This window comes from Pantoea sp. Ap-967, from assembly GCF_011752565.1.
In the GTDB taxonomy this organism is placed as follows: Bacteria; Pseudomonadota; Gammaproteobacteria; order Pseudomonadales; family Pseudomonadaceae; genus Aquipseudomonas.
In genome coordinates, this window is record NZ_VWXK01000057.1 from 1 (window position 1) to 17,128 (window position 17,128).

Annotated in this window: 15 protein-coding genes; 6 read left to right on the forward strand and 9 right to left on the reverse strand. The window is 64.2% G+C overall.

Annotation, left to right across the window (positions count from 1 at the left end; all coding sequences use genetic code 11):
- Positions 1-218 precede the first annotated feature (218 nt).
- The gene (locus F3J45_RS29285; RefSeq protein ID WP_167070835.1) at positions 219-998 is read left to right on the forward strand and encodes a helix-turn-helix transcriptional regulator; all 780 of its coding nucleotides are present in this window, start codon (positions 219-221) and stop codon (positions 996-998) included.
- A 168-nt stretch (positions 999-1,166) separates the two neighbouring features.
- On the opposite strand, the gene F3J45_RS29290 is transcribed toward F3J45_RS29285, so the two are convergent.
- The 4 genes from F3J45_RS29290 to F3J45_RS29305 form a co-directional block, all read right to left on the reverse strand.
- Entirely contained in the window at positions 1,167-3,110 is a 1,944-nt protein-coding gene (locus tag F3J45_RS29290) for a methyl-accepting chemotaxis protein (RefSeq protein ID WP_167070836.1), read from the reverse strand.
- A 193-nt stretch (positions 3,111-3,303) separates the two neighbouring features.
- Positions 3,304-3,708 (reverse strand): Cu(I)-responsive transcriptional regulator, encoded by a 405-nt coding sequence (gene cueR / locus F3J45_RS29295; RefSeq protein WP_167070837.1) that lies wholly within the window; start codon positions 3,706-3,708, stop codon positions 3,304-3,306.
- Positions 3,705-6,104 (reverse strand): heavy metal translocating P-type ATPase, encoded by a 2,400-nt coding sequence (locus F3J45_RS29300; RefSeq protein ID WP_167070838.1) that lies wholly within the window; start codon positions 6,102-6,104, stop codon positions 3,705-3,707. The genes cueR and F3J45_RS29300 overlap by 4 nt, the downstream gene beginning before the upstream one ends.
- Positions 6,105-6,157: 53 nt before the next feature.
- Positions 6,158-6,544, reverse strand: a complete 387-nt coding sequence (locus F3J45_RS29305) for a hypothetical protein (protein ID WP_167070839.1) — start codon at positions 6,542-6,544, stop codon at positions 6,158-6,160.
- A gap of 146 nt (positions 6,545-6,690) precedes the next feature.
- On the opposite strand from F3J45_RS29305, the gene F3J45_RS29310 reads away from it, so the two are divergent.
- The 3 genes from F3J45_RS29310 to F3J45_RS29320 all read left to right on the forward strand — a co-directional run bounded on the left by F3J45_RS29310 (position 6,691) and on the right by F3J45_RS29320 (position 9,464).
- Positions 6,691-6,888 (forward strand): heavy-metal-associated domain-containing protein, encoded by a 198-nt coding sequence (locus tag F3J45_RS29310; RefSeq protein WP_167070840.1) that lies wholly within the window; start codon positions 6,691-6,693, stop codon positions 6,886-6,888.
- Between the two features lie 78 nt (positions 6,889-6,966).
- Positions 6,967-8,148 (forward strand): multidrug effflux MFS transporter, encoded by a 1,182-nt coding sequence (locus tag F3J45_RS29315; protein ID WP_167070841.1) that lies wholly within the window; start codon positions 6,967-6,969, stop codon positions 8,146-8,148.
- Between the two features lie 614 nt (positions 8,149-8,762).
- The gene (locus F3J45_RS29320) at positions 8,763-9,464 is read left to right on the forward strand and encodes a helix-turn-helix transcriptional regulator (RefSeq protein ID WP_167070842.1); all 702 of its coding nucleotides are present in this window, start codon (positions 8,763-8,765) and stop codon (positions 9,462-9,464) included.
- 19 nt (positions 9,465-9,483) lie between these two features.
- Here F3J45_RS29320 and F3J45_RS29325 read toward each other — a convergent pair whose 3' ends face one another.
- From F3J45_RS29325 to F3J45_RS29345, 5 genes are all read right to left on the reverse strand, one after another.
- Positions 9,484-10,431, reverse strand: a complete 948-nt coding sequence (locus tag F3J45_RS29325; protein WP_167070843.1) for an adenosine deaminase — start codon at positions 10,429-10,431, stop codon at positions 9,484-9,486.
- Positions 10,432-10,513: 82 nt separating this feature from the next.
- Complete coding sequence (locus tag F3J45_RS29330; protein WP_167070844.1) at positions 10,514-11,200, reverse strand: SDR family oxidoreductase; 687 nt, start codon at positions 11,198-11,200, stop codon at positions 10,514-10,516.
- Positions 11,201-11,566: 366 nt separating this feature from the next.
- Positions 11,567-12,151, reverse strand: coding sequence for a YigZ family protein (locus tag F3J45_RS29335; protein WP_167070845.1), 585 nt, complete (start codon positions 12,149-12,151; stop codon positions 11,567-11,569).
- Between the two features lie 22 nt (positions 12,152-12,173).
- Complete coding sequence (locus tag F3J45_RS29340; protein WP_167070846.1) at positions 12,174-12,836, reverse strand: TetR/AcrR family transcriptional regulator; 663 nt, start codon at positions 12,834-12,836, stop codon at positions 12,174-12,176.
- Positions 12,837-12,926: 90 nt separating this feature from the next.
- Entirely contained in the window at positions 12,927-13,844 is a 918-nt protein-coding gene (locus F3J45_RS29345) for a LysR family transcriptional regulator (protein WP_167070847.1), read from the reverse strand.
- Between the two features lie 124 nt (positions 13,845-13,968).
- Here F3J45_RS29345 and F3J45_RS29350 point away from each other — a divergent pair, with 124 nt between their 5' ends.
- Together F3J45_RS29350 and F3J45_RS29355 are read left to right on the forward strand one after the other, a co-directional pair.
- Entirely contained in the window at positions 13,969-15,309 is a 1,341-nt protein-coding gene (locus F3J45_RS29350) for an aspartate aminotransferase family protein (protein WP_205300739.1), read from the forward strand.
- A 73-nt stretch (positions 15,310-15,382) separates the two neighbouring features.
- Positions 15,383-16,876 carry a CoA-acylating methylmalonate-semialdehyde dehydrogenase gene (locus F3J45_RS29355; RefSeq protein ID WP_167070849.1) on the forward strand — a complete coding sequence of 498 codons (1,494 nt, stop codon included), beginning with the start codon at positions 15,383-15,385 and terminating at the stop codon, positions 16,874-16,876.
- Positions 16,877-17,128 lie beyond the last annotated feature (252 nt).

A 17,128-nucleotide genomic window follows, 5' to 3' on the forward strand; every position in this document is an offset into this window, starting at 1 on the left:
GCACAAGGCGCACAATCGTGTTTCGTCGTAAGCTTTTTCATGGTCTCGCCCTCGCTGCCGTTGGCTTCTTAGAACGCCACCGTGGCACTGTGATGCCTCGGCGGGGGCGAGTCCATTTAATTACAGATGGCGGTGTGCCTGTGGGAGCGGGCTTGCCCGCGAAGAGGAAAGCGCGGTTCTCTGGTAGGCTTGTCTGCTCAGAACGATAAGAATTCGCTATGCCGACCATCGGACACCCCCGCGCCATTCCTGCCCTGGAGCATTTGCCCCGGCCACTCTATGCCCGTGCCGAAAGCCTCGGTGCCGGCTCCTGGACCACCCGCCATAGCCATGATTGGGTGCAGTTTTCCTACGCGATCAGTGGCGTGCTGGGGGTGTATACCGGCGATGGTAGCTACTTCGCCCCGCCGCAATGGGGCGTGTGGATTCCCGCTGATGCGGAACATGAAGTGGTGACCTCGGGCCAGGCCGAGATGCGCAGCTTGTATATTCGCCGTGACGCCTGCCCATGGGCACCGGCGCAATGCCGAGTGCTGGAAGTGACGCCGCTGGCGCGCGAGCTGATCAAGCAGTTCTGCCAATTCCCGGCCGAATATGCCGAAGGTGACAGCGTGCAAGGGCGGCTGGTGGCGGTGTTGCTCGACCAGTTGCGGACCTTGCCGGAGGTGGCATTCTCCCTGCCAATGCCGCGCCACCCGGGCTTGCTGGCGCTGTGCAACGGCTTGATCGCAGCGCCTGACCAGGCGCAGACCCTGCAGCAGTGGGCGGTGCAGCTGGGGTGTTCGGAGAAGACCTTGATGCGGCTGTTCCAGCGAGAGACGGGGCTGAGCTTCCGCAACTGGCGCCAGCGCATGCGGCTGTTGTCGTCGCTGGCGTTGCTGGAGGCGGGGGAGAGTGTGACGGATGCGGCGTTGGGCTGTGGGTATGATTCGACCTCGGCCTACATTGCGGCCTTCAAGCAGCTGTTTGGGGCGACGCCGGGTGAATTGAAGTTGTGATGTGGCCCGTGCCGGCCCCTCCCGGTAGGAGCGAGCGTAGCTCGCGATGGGGCGCGTAGCGGCCCCAGGTTTCCAGCTTCGCGGCTGATGAGGCTGGGGCTGCTTTGCAGCCCATCGCGAGCTTTGCTCGCTCCTACCGGTTTTGGGCCAGGTTCATCAGGCGTGGGCTCAGGTACGGAAACGCCGCACCAGGGCATCCAGTTCGTTGGACAGCCCCGCCAGGCTTTCGGAGTCCTGGCGCGCCGCCTGGGCCAGTTCGGCCACCAGTTGGGCATCGCCGTGAATCTGGCTGATGTGGCGGTTGATGTCCTCGGCCACCTGGTGCTGCTCCTCGGCGGCGGTGGCGATCTGGGTGTTCATGTCGCGAATGATGTCCACCGACTCGCGAATCTGCCCGAAGCTGTCGCGGGCCAGGCCAATGCGGCTGACCGACTGCTGCGAAACCTCAAGGCTTGCGTGCATCTGCTCAGCCACCTCGGCGGTGCGGCTGGCCAGGTTGCCGAGCAGCCCGTCGATTTCCGCGGTGGAGTCGGCGGTACGTTTGGCCAGTGCCCGCACCTCGTCGGCCACCACGGCAAAGCCGCGGCCCTGCTCGCCGGCACGGGCCGCTTCGATGGCGGCGTTGAGTGCCAGCAGGTTGGTTTGCTCGGCGATCGAGCGAATGGTGCCGAGAATCGACTGGATGGCGTTGCTGTCGCGCTCCAGTTGCTGGATCGACTGGGCCGATTGTTCAATTTCCTGGCTCAAGCGGTCGACGCTGCTCACCGCCGCGTCGATCTGTTGCTGGCCTTCACGGGCCTGCTGCTGGCCACTGTCGGCCGATTGCGCGGCCTGACTGCAGGAGCGGGCGACCTCGTTGGCGGTGGCGACCATTTCGTGGAAGGCGGTAGACACCATGTCCACCGCCTCACGCTGGCGCCCGGCAGCTTCGGCCATGTCGCCGGAAACCCGGGTGGAGCTGTTCGAGGTGCTGAGGATCTTGCCTGCCGCCGCGCCGATGTGCTGGATGAGGCTGCGGATGGCGCCAAGGAACTGGTTGAACCAGCTGGCCAGTTGCGCGGTTTCGTCGCGGCCGCGCACTTCGAGGTTGCGGGTGAGGTCGCCTTCGCCCTGGGCGATGTCTTCCAGGCCGCTGGTAACGCTGTTGATCGGGCGCACGATCAGTTTGGCGAAGGTGGCGCCAACCACGGCGAACAGGGCCGCCAGCACCAGCGCGATGGCAGCGATCAGCCAGGTCAGGCGGGTGGTGGTCTGCATCACTTCACTTTGCTCGATCAGGCCGATGAAGGTCCAGCCAAGCTGTTCGTCCGGGTAGACGTTGGCCATGTAGCGCACGCCGTTCAGTTCCACCTCGACCAGGCCCTTGCCGGCCTTGGCCAGCTCGCCGTAGCCGCTGCCGAAGCTGGCCAGCTGCTTGAAGTTGTGGCTGGCATCGCGCGGGTCGACCATTACATTGCCGTTGCTTTCCACCAGCATCAGGTAGCCGCTGTTGCCCAGCTTGATCTGCTTGACGATTTCGGTGAGGCCTTTGAGCGACACGTCGATGTTCACCACACCGCCGGGGTTGCCCAGCTGATTGGGCACGGCGCGCACGGTGCTGACCAGCACCGCATCGTCGGCCGCCCAGTAGTAGGCGCCGGTACGCATGGTCTTGCCGGGATTGGCCATGGCCAGCTGGTACCAGGGGCGTGGGCGCGGGTCGTAGTTGATGAATTTCTGCCCGGCCGGCCAACCGACGTAGCCGCCGTCACTCACGCCGTAGGACACGTAGGCGTAGCCAGGGTGGGTTTCGGCCAGGCGGGTGAAGAATTCCAGCAGTTGCTTGTCCTGCTCGCCCAGCTCGTAGGACGGGTTGGCGCTCATGAACTTGTTCAGGTTGCTGCCGGTGGCGGTGACCAGGGGTTGGGAGGCCAGGTACGCGACGTTCTGGTCGATGCCCTGGAAGAAGATGTTCATCGCGTTGCTGACCTGGCGGATTTCCCGGCTGCTGCCGTCGAGGAATCCATCGCGGGCTTCGCCGCGCAGGTTGATGACCACCAGGGTGGCCACAAGGACGATGGGCAAGGCGGCGATGACCGCGAATGCCCAGGTCAGTTTCTGTTTGATGTTCATCGACGCTCCCGGAATATTTTTTTTCGACACGCGAGGCAGGTAGCCACTAGATCGGCAGCGTCCGGGATTTTTTTAGCGCAAGTGCCCGTATTTATTAGGCAAAGTCGCGTTTGACGATGATTCGGTCGGCTTTGGGCTAATATGGCATACCAAAAAGCTGTTGCGTGCAGATGACAGCCCCTGCCGCGGGCGCTCAGTGGCAGCAGCTCGCGCCATTGGCCAGGTCCTTGAGAATCGGGCAGTCCGGGCGCTCGTCGCCCTGGCAGTGGGCGACCAGGTCGCCCAGGGTGTCGCGCAGGCTCACCAGCTCCTCGATGCGCCGGTTCAGTTCGGCGATGTGCTGGCTGGCCAGGGTCTTGACGTCGGCACTGGCGCGCCCGCGGTCCTGCCACAGGGTCAGCAGCTTGCTGACTTCTTCGAGGGAAAAACCCAGGTCGCGGGAGCGCTTGATGAACGCCAGGGTGTGCAGGTCTTCGGCCTGGTACAGGCGGTAGCCGCTGTCGCTGCGAGTGGCCGGCTTGAGCAGGCCGATGGACTCGTAGTAGCGGATCATCTTGGCGCTAAGCCCGCTGCGGCGGGCAGCCTGGCCGATATTCATGGGGCCTCCTCGGTAATGTGCGTGGGTTTCCAGGTTTTCAGCCACAAGGCGTTGCCTACCACGCTGACGCTGGACAGCGCCATGGCGGCACCGGCCAGCACCGGGTTGAGGTAGCCGAGCGCGGCCAGGGGAATGCCGACCAGGTTGTAGATGAACGCCCAGAACAGGTTCTGGCGGATTTTCGCATAGGTCTTGCGGCTGATCTGCAGGGCAGCGGGCACCAGGCGCGGGTCGCCGCGCATCAGGGTGATGCCGGCGGCCTGCATCGCCACGTCGGTGCCACCGCCCATGGCGATGCCGATATCGGCGGCGGCCAGGGCCGGGGCGTCGTTGATGCCGTCGCCGACCATCGCCACCACGCCATCGCGCTTCAGGGCAGCCACCGTGGCGGCCTTGTCGGCCGGCAGCACTTCGGCATGCACGTCGTCGATGCCCAGGGCCTCGGCGACGACCTTGGCGCTGCCCCGGTTGTCGCCCGTCAACAGGTGGCTGCTGATGTGCCGGGCGTGCAGGGCGGCGATGGCTTGTTCGGCACCGGACTTGAGGCTGTCGCCGAAGGCGAACAGGCCGAGCACGCGGGGCGTGGGGGCGCGCTCGATCAACCAGGATAAGGTGCGCCCTTGGGCTTCCCAGGCCTGGGCCTTGTCGAGCAGCTCGCCGGGCTGCAGGCCGCTTTCGTCGAGCAGGCGGCGGTTGCCCAAGGCCAGGTCACGGCCTTCCACTTGCCCGGCGATGCCACGGCCTGTCAGGGACTGGCTGTTGCTGACCGTGGGAACCTCCAGGCCCTGTTCGGCGCACGCATCCAGCACCGCCTTGGCCAAGGGGTGTTCGCTGCCCCGCTGCAGCGCGCCGGCCAGGCGCTTGAGCGAGGCGGCGTCGCCGGCCACGGCCTGGCAGTGGAGGATGCGCGGGCTGCCGGAGGTGAGCGTGCCGGTTTTGTCGAACACCACGCGGTTGACCGCATGGGCACGCTCCAGGGCTTCGGCGTCCTTGATCAGGATACCGTGGCGGGCGGCCACGCCAGTGCCCGCCATGATCGCCGCCGGGGTGGCCAGGCCGAGGGCGCAGGGGCAGGCAATCACCAGCACGGCGACGGCGTTGATCAGCGCGGTTTCGATTGCGGCGCCGGCCAACCACCAGCCCACCAGGGTACACAGCGCGAGCACCAGCACGGCCGGGACGAACACTTGGCTGACCCGGTCGACCAGCTTCTGGATCGGTGCCTTGGCCGCCTGGGCATCCTCGACCAGGCGGATGATCCGCGCCAGCACGGTTTCCGTGCCCAGTGCCTGGGTGCGCACCAGCAGCCGGCCTTCGCCGTTGATGGCGCCGCCGGTCACGCTGTCGCCGGGCTGCTTGGGCACGGGCAGGCTTTCACCGCTGATCAGTGCCTCGTCGGCATGGCTGCTGCCTTGCTCCACTTGCCCATCGACCGGAAAGCGCTCACCCGGCTGTACCCGCACCAGGTCGCCCAGGCGCAGTTGGGCAATGGCCACGTCTTCTTCGATGCCATCGACCACGCGCACTGCGCGTTCGGGGCGCAGGGCTTCGAGGGCACGGATGGCGCTGGCCGTCTGGCGCTTGGCCCGGCTTTCCAGGTACTTGCCCAGCAGCACCAGGGCGATGACCACCGCCGAGGCTTCGAAATACAAGTGGGGTTGCGTGCCTGCTGGCGCCTGGGCCCACTGATACAGGCTCAGGCCGTAACCGGCGCTGGTGCCCAGGGCGACCAGCAGGTCCATGTTGCCGGCGCCTGCGCGCACGGCCTTGAAGGCGGCCACATAAAAGCGTGCGCCGAGCACGAACTGCACCGGCGTGGCCAACAGGAACTGCGCCCAGGCTGGCAGCATCCAGTGCACGCCCAAGGGTTGCAGCAGCATCGGCAGCACCAGCGGCAGGGCCAGCAGCAGCGCCGCGGCGACGGCCAGGCGCTCGTACTGCAGGCGGCGCTGGTCGCCTGCGGCCGCTGCGCTGGCGGCCTGCGGCAGGCTGGCGCTGTAGCCGGCGGCTTCGACGGCGGCGATCAACGGTTGCTCGCCCAGTGCCTGCAGCACCTGCAGGTGCGCCCGTTCGCTGGCCAGGTTGACGCTTACCTGCTCCACTCCCGGCACTTTGCCCAGGGCACGCTCCACCCGGCCAACGCAACTGGCGCAGGTCATGCCGCCAATGCTGAGCTCCACGGTGCGGCTCGGCACGCGGTAGCCGGCATCGCGCACGGCGCCGACCAAGGCTGGCAAGCTGCCGGCCGGGGCCTGGACCCTGGCCTGCTCGGTGGCGAGGTTGACGCTGACGTGTTCAGCGCCGCTGACCTTGCGCAGGGCGCGCTCGACCCGGCCGGCACAGCTGGCGCAGGTCATGCCGGCAATCGGCAGGTCGAAGGTGGTGGATGCAGGCATGACGTTCCTCCTTGGGGCAGGCCTGCAGCATCAACCTTGTCACGTGGGGAAGGTCAATAGTTCAGGCTGGCGCGCTTGAGCTCGAGCCCATAATGCCCCATGGCGATACGGTATTTGCTGATCTGGCCCGCTTGCAGGTTCAAACGTGTGCTGCGCTGGTCCTCGATGCCGGGGGCGCAACCGGGCACCTGCCCTGGCAGCAGGCGCAGGCGCACATCGACCGGGCCAGGCGGCAGGTTGAAGGAGGTCGACTGCTCCTGGAAAACGCGGCCGGAGAGCTGGTCGTTGAGGTACACGCCGATTTCGCAACTGGTGGCCACTTCCAGGCGCTCCCGGGAAATGATCAGTACGCTGTAGGCGGCGTTGTCCTCGGCGCTGGCCGGTGGCACCGCGGCCAGCGTGGCCATTAGCCCAACAACGCCCGCTGCTGTCCTGAACATGATGAATCTCCTGCTTGGCACAATCGTCAAAGGCGCAGCTTGGCCGAGGTTGGCGGGGATTTCCAGCCCGGCCGTTCGTTGCAGAACTTGACCTTGCCCCGGTGGCAAGCTTGAAACTGCACAAAACCCTGAAGGAGGCGATACCCATGCAAGTGTTCAATGTACAAGGCATGACCTGTGGCCACTGTGTGAAAGCGGTGACCCGTGCGGTGCAGGCGCAGGATGCCCAGGCCCAGGTGGAGGTCGACCTGGCCGGCCAGCAGGTGCGGGTGCACAGTGGCCTGCCGGCCGAGCAAGTGCTGGCAGCCATTCGCGAGGAGGGGTATGAGGCGCAAGTGGCCTGAGCCGGAACAATGTTTTCATGCTGATGGCCCGCGCAGCAGGTAGAATTGCTGGCTTGCTTAGCCTGCTATGGATTCCTGATGAACCTGCGAATGGTGCTGATTCTGGGCGCATTGAGTGCGTTCGGGCCCTTGGCGATCGACTTTTACCTGCCCGCCTTTCCGGCCATGGCGCAGGCGTTCGCCACCGATGAACAACATGTACAGACCACCCTGGCCGCCTACTTCCTCGGCCTGTCGATCGGCCAGCTGGCCTATGGCCCGGTGGCCGACCGTTTCGGCCGACGCAAGCCTCTGCTGTTCGGTGTTGGCCTGTTCACCCTGGCGTCACTGGCCTGCGCCTACGCGCCCAACCTCGATACGCTGGTGCTGGCGCGGTTCGTCCAGGCCTTGGGCGGCTGTGCCGGCATGGTGCTGTCGCGGGCGATCGTCAGCGACAAATGCGACCCGGTGGCCTCGGCCAAGGTGTTCTCGCAACTGATGCTGGTAATGGGCCTGGCGCCCATTCTGGCGCCGATGTTGGGTGGGGTGTTGGTGAACCTTGCCGGCTGGCAGTCGATCTTCCTTGCCTTGAGCCTGTTCAGTGCCGCCTGCCTGCTGGCCGTGAGCCTGGGCCTGCCCGAAAGCCTGCCGGCACACATGCCCCGCCAGCCGTTGTCGGGGGCGCTGCGCCAGTACCTGCGCCTGTTGGCTGACCGGGTATTTCTTGGCCATGCGCTGACCGGTGGTATCGCCATCGCCGGGATGTTTGCCTATATCGCCGGTTCGCCTTTCGTCTTCATCAAGCTCTACGGCGTTCCGGCCGAGCACTATGGCTGGCTGTTCGGTACCAATGCCGCCGGGTTCATCCTGGTGGCGCAGGTCAATGCGCGGTTGCTGGCCAAGCGTGGCCCGGCGTTCCTGCTGGCCCGTGCGGTATGGATGTACCTGGCGGCAGGGCTGGTGCTGCTCGGCGTGGCGGCATTGCGCCCGGCGCAGCTGTGGCCGTTGATGGTGCCCCTGTTCGTCTGCATCGCCAGCCTTGGCTGCATTATCCCCAATGCCTCGGCCTGCGCCATGAGCGGCCAGGGCGCAAGGGCGGGCAGTGCCTCGGCGTTGATGGGCTGCCTGCAGTTCAGCGTGGCGGCGGGCGCGGCAGCCTTGGTCGGTGTGCTGCACGATGGCAGCGCCGTGCCGATGACGCTGGTGATCAGCCTGTGCGGCGCGCTGGCGGTCAGTGTCGCGCTGTTGACCCGGCGTTTGCAGGCCAAGCGTCCGGCATGAGTGCGTGGGGGGCGCGCAGGCGCGTTTCCAGGGTGGCGACGAAGGCCCGTGCCTCGGCCTCGCTGCGAAAACTCACCACGTGCTGATCGAGCCTTACCTGCCAGGGGCAGTTAGGGTTGCGGTTCGACGCGCTGACGACAATCTTCATTGCGGCCTACCTCCGGTTCAGGGATGAGCCGCCCCAGTGTAGCGCTGCGGCCACTGCATGCCATGGCCTGGCTTCGCGGCCTGACTGGCGGTCGCTGAGCCAGCCGTTCGGGTGGTTTTGGAAATGCCGCTTTGAGGTGTGGAAGCTTCGCTTTCATTTGCCTTATTTGTAGTAGCAGGCTGTCGGCAATGTCGCTACAAGCGCAGGGCCGGTTTTCCTCATGTCCTGTTTCTTCCGTTCAATTGCAAGGTTTCCGGTGATTTGGCCTGCGTGGCCTGCCCGCCAACGGCCATCGTGGGGGGGTATACCCAACCGCCGTTTGCCCGTACCCACCCCCGTTCAGTACCCCAGTTCAGGCATTGCTGCGGCTTATACTGCCCCGGCTACGAATGTTTGGCGTGCCGATCTGCGTTGCCAGGGTTGGCCATTGGAAATCAGGTGAGATCGTTCAGGGAGTTAAACGGACATGAATGCAGTCAGCAGTATCAGTCAAATTGCCGGCCTGATGGCCGACCCCAAGCGCAGCGCGATGTTGTGGGCGCTGATCGACGGCACGCCGCGGCCGACCGATGAGCTGGCAATGTTGACCGGGCTGACCTCATCTTCGGCCTGCGCCCATCTGTCGTTGTTGTCTTCGGCAGGGCTGCTCAGGCTGGAGTCACGGGGGCGCAAGCGTTATTTCAGGCTGGCCACGCCCCAGGTGGGCGCAGCGGTGGAGGCCTTGGCCAGCGTGCGACTGGGCGGCGAGCGTGAGCGCCAGGGCAAGCAGCTGCCGGTGTCGCTGCGCCGGGCGCGGCGTTGCGGTGACCACCTGGGGGGCGAGATTGCCGGTGAGCTGTACCACCGCTTGCGGGTGGCCGGCTGGCTTGAGGGTACCTTGCAGCAGATGATGGTCAGTGAAGAGGGGCGCGTGCAATTGGCCGGCATCGGCGTGTACATCGACGCCCTGGCGTCGCGCCAGCAACGCGGCTGCGTCATCTGCCACTGTGGCGAATGGAGCGACCAGGAACCTCACCTGGGCGGCACGCTGGGCCAGGCACTGCTGCGCTTGTTCCTGCAGTCGGGGTGGGTTCGCGAGGCGGAGGGGACGCGGGCGTTGCAGATTTCCGCACTGGGCGTGCAGGAAATCAACCGCATTGCCCGCGTGCAGACGTTGCAGGTCGGCTGACCGCAACGCCTGCCGGCAATTACACCAGGCGTGCGTCCAGGCTGTTCTGCGCCAGGCGCCGGGCCTGGTCTTCGGTCATGCCCAGATGGGTGTGCAGGGCATGGAAGTTTTCGGTGACGTAGCCGCCGAAATACGCTGGGTCGTCCGAGTTCACCGTTACCTTCACGCCGCGTTCGAGCATGTCGAGGATGTTGTGCTGGCTCATGTGGTCGAACACGCACAGTTTGGTGTTGGACAGCGGGCAGACGGTCAGCGGGATCTGCTCGTCGATGATCCGCTGCATCAGGCGTTCGTCCTCGATGGCGCGCACGCCGTGGTCGATACGCTTGATCTTCAGCAGGTCGAGGGCTTCCCAGATGTACTCGGGCGGGCCTTCCTCGCCGGCGTGGGCCACGGCCACGAAGCCTTCGCTGCGGGCACGGTCGAACACGCGCTGGAACTTGCTCGGTGGGTGGCCCATCTCGGAGCTGTCCAGGCCCACGGCAATGAACGCGTCGCGGAAGGGCAGGGCCTGGTTGAGGGTTTTCTGCGCTTCGTCTTCGCTGAGGTGGCGCAGGAAGCTCAGGATAAGGCCGCTGCTGATGCCCAGTTGCTCACGGCCATCCTTGAGGGCCTGGTTGATGCCGCCCAGCACCACTTCAAAGGGGATGCCGCGGTCGGTGTGGGTTTGCGGGTCGAAAAACGGTTCGGTGTGGATGACGTTCTGAGCCTTGCAGCGCTGCAGGTAGGCCCAGGTCAGGTCGTAGAAGTCCTGCTCGGTGCGCAGCACGTCGGCGCCTTGGTAGTAGAGGTCGAGAAATTCCTGCAGGTTGTTGAAGGCGTAGGCGCTTCGCAGGGTTTCGACGTCGTTCCAGGGCAGGGCGATCTTGTTGCGCTCGGCCAGGGCGAACAGCAGTTCGGGCTCCAGCGAGCCTTCCAGGTGCAGGTGCAGTTCGGCCTTGGGCAGGGCGTTCAACCATTCATACATGGGGTGTTGTCTCGAATCAGGTACGGTTGCCGCTAGTTTACAGGGGCTGGCCGGGCTTTGCGCCCGGCCGGTCGGTATTCATTCACCAGGTGAGCGAATCGCCTTTGTAGTTGATGAAGCGCAGGCCGCCTTTGCCGCTGTGTGCCTTGACTTGCTCAAGCATGCCGCGGGTGCTGGTGAGTACGTCGATTTCGGCGTTTTCGCCGCCCATGTCGGTTCTCACCCAGCCCGGGTGCATGGCCAGCACACACAGATCGGGGCGTTGCAGTTCCACCACGAAGCTGTTGATCATCGAGTTCAGGGCTGCCTTGCTGGCCTTGTACAGGCAAATTTCGCCGCCGTCCGGAATCGTCACGCTGCCCAGGATCGAGCTCATGAACGCCAACACGCCCGTGCCTTCGCGCACTTGCCCGGCCAGGCGGCGGGCCACGCGGATCGGCGCCACGGCGTTGGTCATGAACAGATCGCCGACGGCCTGGGTGGTCACGCTTTCCAGGTCTTGCGGAAGCGGGCCCATGACCCCTGCGTTGACGAACACCAGGTCGAACTGCTGGCCTTGCAGGCGCTGCTTGAGGCCATCGAGCTGCGCGGTGTCGTTCATTTCAAGCTGTTCGATACGAACGCCGGGCACATCGCCCAGGGCGCCGGGATGTTGTGGGTTGCGTACCGTGGCGGTGATGTTCCAGCCGTCTTCATGCAGGCGCTGGACCAGGCCCAGGCCGAGGCCGCGCGAGGCGCCGATGATGAGGGCAGTCTTTGAAGTGGCCATGTATGCGCTCCTTGAGGGTTGCAGGTGAAAGCTTCTGAGCATACTGCAGTCAGGCCGGGTCTGCTGTTAACACAGCTGAGCAAAAAATGATCAGCTGCCCGAGGCCGTGGGGTAACGGGCGTCTGGCGTGTTGGCTAACGGGTTATCCACAGGCTGATCCACAGTAAATGTGTGCAAGCACTTTGCTGGGGGTGGTGTAACCGGCCTGACCCATTGGGGATAACTGGAGACGGTTCAGTCGTTTAGCGCTGTCATCAAACGGTGATCAAATTATGCTCAATGCTCTGCAGGCCTTGAAGGCCAAGGGTTGCAAAGGAGTGCCCCAAGCTTATCCACAGGCCGGCCCACAGTAGATGTGGGCAACTGTCAGCGTGCTTCGAGCAGAATTCGCCCGCGGCTGAGGTCGGCCAGTTGCTGTTGCAGGGCGGCTTGGTGTTCGGCGCCCAGGGCAATCTGCAAGTCGACCCCATTGGCGGTGAACTGCTCGTCCAGCACCAGGCCGTCCACGTCGGCCAGGCGCAACTTCACCAGTGCCAGTTCACTGAAGGTGCAGCTGCAATGGTATTCACTGCGCTGCACCAGCAGGCGCTTGGCTGCCTGTTGCAGGCATTTGTTCGCGCCGCCACCGTAGGCGCGGGCAAGGCCCCCGGTGCCCAACTGGATGCCGCCGTACCAGCGGATTACCAGCACCACCACCTGGTCGCAGTCCTGCGCCTCGATAGCCGCGAGGATCGGCCGCCCGGCAGTGCCGCCGGGTTCGCCGTCGTCATTGCTGCGGTATTGCCCGCCGATCTTCCAGGCCCAGCAGTTGTGGGTGGCGGCCAGGTCGCTGTGGCGTTCGATGAAGCTCATCGCCTCGGCGGCACTGTTGACAGGGCCGGCCAGGGTGATGAAGCGGCTCTTGCGGATTTCCTCACGAAATTCGCAGAGGTCGAGCAGGGTTGAAGGCATCGGTTACACCGCAATTGAAACGTCAGGCCACCGGCTTGATGCCGCAGCCCTTGAGGATGATGTGGATAAGGTTGCTGCTGGCGTCTTCCATGTCCTGTTTGGTCAGGCGGCTACGGCCGGTAACCTGGCAGATCTGGGTGGCGAAGTCGGCGTAGTGCTGGGTGCTACCCCAAAGCAGGAAAATCAGGTGCACCGGGTCGACCGGGTCCATTTTGCCGGCTTCGATCCAGGCCTGGAACACCGCGGCGCGGCCACGGAACCACTCGCGGTAGTCGGCGCTGAAATATTCGGTAAGGCAATTGCCGCCGCTGATCACTTCCATGGCGAAGATGCGCGAGGCCTGGGGGTTGCGCCGGGAGAACTCCATCTTGGTGCGAATGTAGGTACTCAGCGCCTCGCCCGGGTCGTCCTCGACGCTCAGGGCGTTGAAGGTGCTGTCCCACAGTTCGATGATGTTGCTCAGCACGGCGATGTACAGGCCAAGCTTGTTGGTGAAGTAGTAATGCAGGTTGGCCTTGGGCAAGCCGGCTTTCAGGGCGATGGTGTTCATGCTGGTGCCCTTGAACCCATGGCGGGCGAATTCGTCTTCGGCGGCCTGGATGATGGCCTGTTCGTTCTTCTGGCGAATGCGGCCGGCGGGTTTGCCCGAGGCGGCGAGGCGATGCGCAGGGACTTCTAGGGTCATGGACGATTCCGGACAGGTCTGTGGCAACGAATGTCGGACAAGATTACCTGCCTGTGCTGGCGTGACAAGCCTTGGCGTCAGAAGCAGGCATCAGCGTGTCGCAGCCAGGCTCTCCAGGAAGCTTTCCAATACCAGGTTTGGCCGGCGTCCCTTGCGCGTTACCCAGCTCAGGCTGAGGTCATAGAACCGCTGTGCAGGCTTGAGTGTGCGCAGGCGGCCCTGCTGGACCCAGAAGGCGGCGTAGTGGTCGGGCAGGTAACCGATGTAGCGCCCGGTAAGAATCAGAAAGGCCATGCCTTCGCGGTCGGAGGCACTGGCGGTGCAGTTGAGCGCCTGGTAGTGGGCCTGGATGTCGGCGGGCAAGCGGAAGGTGGGGGCAATGGCTTCTTGGGCATTGAGGCGATCGTCGTCGATCTGCTGGTTATCGGCGTAGAACAGCGGGTGGCCGACCGCGCAGTAAAGCTGCGAGCGCTCGCTGTACAGCGGCTGGTATTCGAGCCCGGACAGCGGGCTGGTCTGCGGCACCACGCCGACGTGCAGGCTGCCGTCGAGCACGCCTTGTTCGACCTGGCTGGGAGCGATCATGCGGATCTGGATGCGCACGTCGGGGCCACGGTCCTTGAGTTGCGCCAGGGCATGGGTGATGCGCATGTGCGGCAGGGTAACCAGGTTATCGGTCAGGCCAATGTTGAGTTCGCCGCGCAGGTGCTGGTGCAGGCCATTGACTTCGGTGCGAAAACTTTCCAGCGCGCTGAGCAGTTGCAGTGCCGAATGGTAGACCTCGCGGCCTTCCTCGGTCAGCGAAAAACCAGCCCGGCCCCGCTGGCACAGGCGCAGGCCCAGCCGCTGTTCAAGGTCGTTCATCTGCTGGCTGATGGCCGAGCGGCCAATCCCCAGCACGTTCTCGGCGGCCGAGAAGCCGCCGCATTCAACGACGCTTCGGTAGATTTTCAGCAGGCGGATGTCGAAGTCGCTGACTTGCGCGAGGGGGTCGGGGCGTCGGCTCATAAGTTTAGTGTTGCGCTACCTGAAGATTAGAAATGTAGGCTTTTCTAGACTTTATCCCCGTGCCAATTTAGCTGCAACAACATCCATCGTTGCCTAATCGTCTTTCGAGGAACCGCCGATGAACATGCCGGAAACCGCAACCGCGGGTATCGCCAGCCAGCTCAAGCTGGATGCCCACTGGATGCCCTACACCGCCAACCGCAACTTCCAGCGCGACCCGCGCCTGATCGTGGCGGCCGAAGGCAATTACCTGGTCGATGACAAGGGCCGCAAGATTTTCGATGCCCTGTCGGGGCTGTGGACCTGCGGCGCTGGCCACACCCGCAAGGAAATCACCGAAGCGGTTGCGCGCCAGGTAGGCACCCTGGATTACTCCCCGGCCTTCCAGTTCGGCCACCCGCTGTCGTTCCAGCTGGCGGAGAAAATTACCGAGCTGACCCCGGGCGATCTGAACCACGTCTTCTATACCAACTCCGGCTCCGAGTGCTGCGACACCGCGCTGAAGATGGTGCGTGCCTACTGGCGCCTGAAAGGCCAGGCCACCAAGACCAAGATCATCGGCCGTGCCCGTGGCTACCATGGGGTGAACATCGCCGGCACCAGCCTGGGTGGCGTCAACGGCAACCGCAAGATGTTCGGCCAACTGCTGGATGTCGACCACCTGCCTCACACCGTGCTGCCGGTGAACGCCTTCTCCAAGGGCTTGCCGGAGGAGGGCGGTATCGCCCTGGCCGACGAGATGCTCAAGCTGATCGAGCTGCATGATGCGTCCAACATCGCTGCGGTGATCGTCGAGCCGCTGGCGGGCTCTGCCGGTGTACTGCCACCTCCCAAGGGCTACCTCAAGCGCCTGCGGGAAATCTGCACCCAGCACAATATCCTGCTGATCTTCGACGAAGTGATCACTGGTTTCGGCCGCATGGGCGCCATGACCGGCGCCGAAGCCTTCGGCGTGACCCCAGACCTGATGTGCATCGCCAAGCAAGTGACCAACGGCGCCATCCCCATGGGCGCGGTGATCGCCACCAGCGAGATCTACCAGGCCTTCATGAATCAACCGACGCCTGAATACGCCGTGGAATTCCCGCACGGTTACACCTACTCGGCGCACCCCGTTGCCTGCGCTGCGGGTCTTGCCGCCTTGGACCTGCTGCAGAAGGAAGGTTTGGTGCAGTCGGCTGCGGAGCTTGCGCCACACTTCGAGAAACTGCTGCACGGGGTGAAGGGCACCAAGAATATCGTCGACATCCGTAACTACGGCCTGGCTGGCGCGATTCAGATCGCTGCCCGTGACGGCGATGCCATCGTGCGCCCGTATGAAGCGGCGATGAAGCTGTGGCAAGCCGGCTTCTATGTACGCTTCGGCGGTGACACCCTGCAGTTCGGCCCAACTTTCAATACCCAGCCGCAGGAACTGGACCGCCTGTTCGATGCGGTCGGTGAAGCCCTGAACCAGATCGACTGATCTTTCCGATTGTGATGCCGGGTGCGTGAAGCCCTCACGCGCCTGCTTCGTCCTTCTTTATCTGGAGTTTTGCATGAGCATTGTTCAGCACCTGATCCACGGCGAACTGGTCACCAAGGGTGAGCGCACCGCCGATGTCTTCAACCCGTCCACCGGCCAGGCGGTACGCAAGGTAGAACTGGCCAGCCGCGCGACCGTGCAGGAAGCCATCGATTCGGCCAAGGCTGCCTTCCCAGCCTGGCGCAACACCCCACCGGCCAAGCGTGCCCAGGTGATGTTCCGTTTCAAGCAGTTGCTTGAGCAGAACGAAGCGCGTATCTCGCAGATGATCAGCGAAGAGCACGGCAAGACCTTGGAAGACGCGGCGGGCGAGCTCAAGCGCGGTATCGAGAACGTCGAGTTCGCCTGCGCGGCGCCTGAAGTGCTCAAGGGTGAATACAGCCGTAACGTTGGCCCGAACATCGATGCCTGGTCCGATTTCCAGCCCCTGGGCGTGGTCGCCGGTATCACTCCGTTCAACTTCCCGGCCATGGTGCCGCTGTGGATGTACCCGCTGGCCATCGCCTGCGGTAACGCCTTCATCCTCAAACCGTCGGAGCGGGACCCGAGCTCGACGCTGTTCATTGCCCAGTTGCTGCTGGAAGCTGGCCTGCCCAAGGGCATCCTCAACGTGGTGCACGGTGACAAGGAAGCGGTGGATGCACTGATCGAAGCGCCGGAAGTGAAGGCACTGAGTTTCGTGGGTTCAACCCCGATCGCCGAATACATCTATGCCGAAGGCACCAAGCGCGGCAAACGCGTGCAGGCGCTGGGCGGTGCGAAGAACCACGCGGTGCTGATGCCCGATGCCGACCTGGACAACGCCGTAAGTGCACTGATGGGCGCGGCCTACGGTTCGTGCGGCGAGCGCTGCATGGCCATTTCGGTGGCGGTGTGCGTGGGTGACCAGGTGGCTGATGCCCTGATCGCCAAGCTGGAGCCGCAGATCAAGGCGCTGAAGATCGGTGCCGGTACTTCCTGTGGCCTGGACATGGGGCCGTTGGTTACTGCTGCTGCCCGTGACAAGGTTGTTGGCTACATCGAAGACGGTGTGGCCGCTGGCGCCAGGCTGGTGGTGGATGGCCGCGGCTTGCGCGTGGCGGGTAATGAAGATGGCTACTTCGTGGGTGGCACCCTGTTCGACAAGGTGACCCCGGAGATGCGTATCTATAAAGAAGAGATTTTCGGCCCGGTGCTGTGCGTGGTGCGTGTGAACAGCCTGGAGCAGGCCATGCAGCTGATCAACGAGCATGAGTATGGCAATGGCACCTGCATCTTTACCCGTGACGGTGAAGCGGCGCGCCTGTTCTGCGACGAGATCGAAGTGGGCATGGTGGGGGTGAACGTGCCGCTGCCGGTGCCGGTGGCTTACCACAGCTTTGGTGGCTGGAAGCGTTCGTTGTTTGGCGACCTGCATGCCTATGGCCCGGATGGGGTGCGTTTCTATACCCGGCGCAAGGCGATTACCCAGCGCTGGCCGCAGCGGGCGAGCCATGAGGCGTCGCAGTTTGCGTTCCCTAGCTTGTAAGGGATGAGATGAAGCGGGGAGGCCGGGAGGTCTCCCCGTTTTGTTTTTGGGGTGGGGGTGGTGGGTGGCCTGTCTTGAGGTTGGCGTGGTATTCGGGGTGTACGCCACGACGCATTTGGCGCCTATGAGATCGAGCGCCGCCCGCGCGGCGCTTCGCGAGCTTTGCTCGCTCCTACGTTTGTTTCGGGCCAGTGTTCATGTGGCCACCGCGCGCGGCCCCTTGTTTGTACGTCGCGATATCCAGGCATGCGC

Excerpts from the sequence above, each read along its gene's own strand:
- F3J45_RS29285 (WP_167070835.1), top strand. The coding sequence starts at position 219 with ATGCCGACCATCGGACACCCCCGCGCCATTCCTGCCCTGGAGCATTTG.
- F3J45_RS29290 (WP_167070836.1), bottom strand. The coding sequence starts at position 3,110 with ATGAACATCAAACAGAAACTGACCTGGGCATTCGCGGTCATCGCCGCC.
- cueR (WP_167070837.1), bottom strand. The coding sequence starts at position 3,708 with ATGAATATCGGCCAGGCTGCCCGCCGCAGCGGGCTTAGCGCCAAGATG.
- F3J45_RS29300 (WP_167070838.1), bottom strand. The coding sequence starts at position 6,104 with ATGCCTGCATCCACCACCTTCGACCTGCCGATTGCCGGCATGACCTGC.
- F3J45_RS29305 (WP_167070839.1), bottom strand. The coding sequence starts at position 6,544 with ATGTTCAGGACAGCAGCGGGCGTTGTTGGGCTAATGGCCACGCTGGCC.
- F3J45_RS29310 (WP_167070840.1), top strand. The coding sequence starts at position 6,691 with ATGCAAGTGTTCAATGTACAAGGCATGACCTGTGGCCACTGTGTGAAA.
- F3J45_RS29315 (WP_167070841.1), top strand. The coding sequence starts at position 6,967 with ATGAACCTGCGAATGGTGCTGATTCTGGGCGCATTGAGTGCGTTCGGG.
- F3J45_RS29320 (WP_167070842.1), top strand. The coding sequence starts at position 8,763 with ATGAATGCAGTCAGCAGTATCAGTCAAATTGCCGGCCTGATGGCCGAC.
- F3J45_RS29325 (WP_167070843.1), bottom strand. The coding sequence starts at position 10,431 with ATGTATGAATGGTTGAACGCCCTGCCCAAGGCCGAACTGCACCTGCAC.
- F3J45_RS29330 (WP_167070844.1), bottom strand. The coding sequence starts at position 11,200 with ATGGCCACTTCAAAGACTGCCCTCATCATCGGCGCCTCGCGCGGCCTC.
- F3J45_RS29335 (WP_167070845.1), bottom strand. The coding sequence starts at position 12,151 with ATGCCTTCAACCCTGCTCGACCTCTGCGAATTTCGTGAGGAAATCCGC.
- F3J45_RS29340 (WP_167070846.1), bottom strand. The coding sequence starts at position 12,836 with ATGACCCTAGAAGTCCCTGCGCATCGCCTCGCCGCCTCGGGCAAACCC.
- F3J45_RS29345 (WP_167070847.1), bottom strand. The coding sequence starts at position 13,844 with ATGAGCCGACGCCCCGACCCCCTCGCGCAAGTCAGCGACTTCGACATC.
- F3J45_RS29350 (WP_205300739.1), top strand. The coding sequence starts at position 13,969 with ATGCCGGAAACCGCAACCGCGGGTATCGCCAGCCAGCTCAAGCTGGAT.
- F3J45_RS29355 (WP_167070849.1), top strand. The coding sequence starts at position 15,383 with ATGAGCATTGTTCAGCACCTGATCCACGGCGAACTGGTCACCAAGGGT.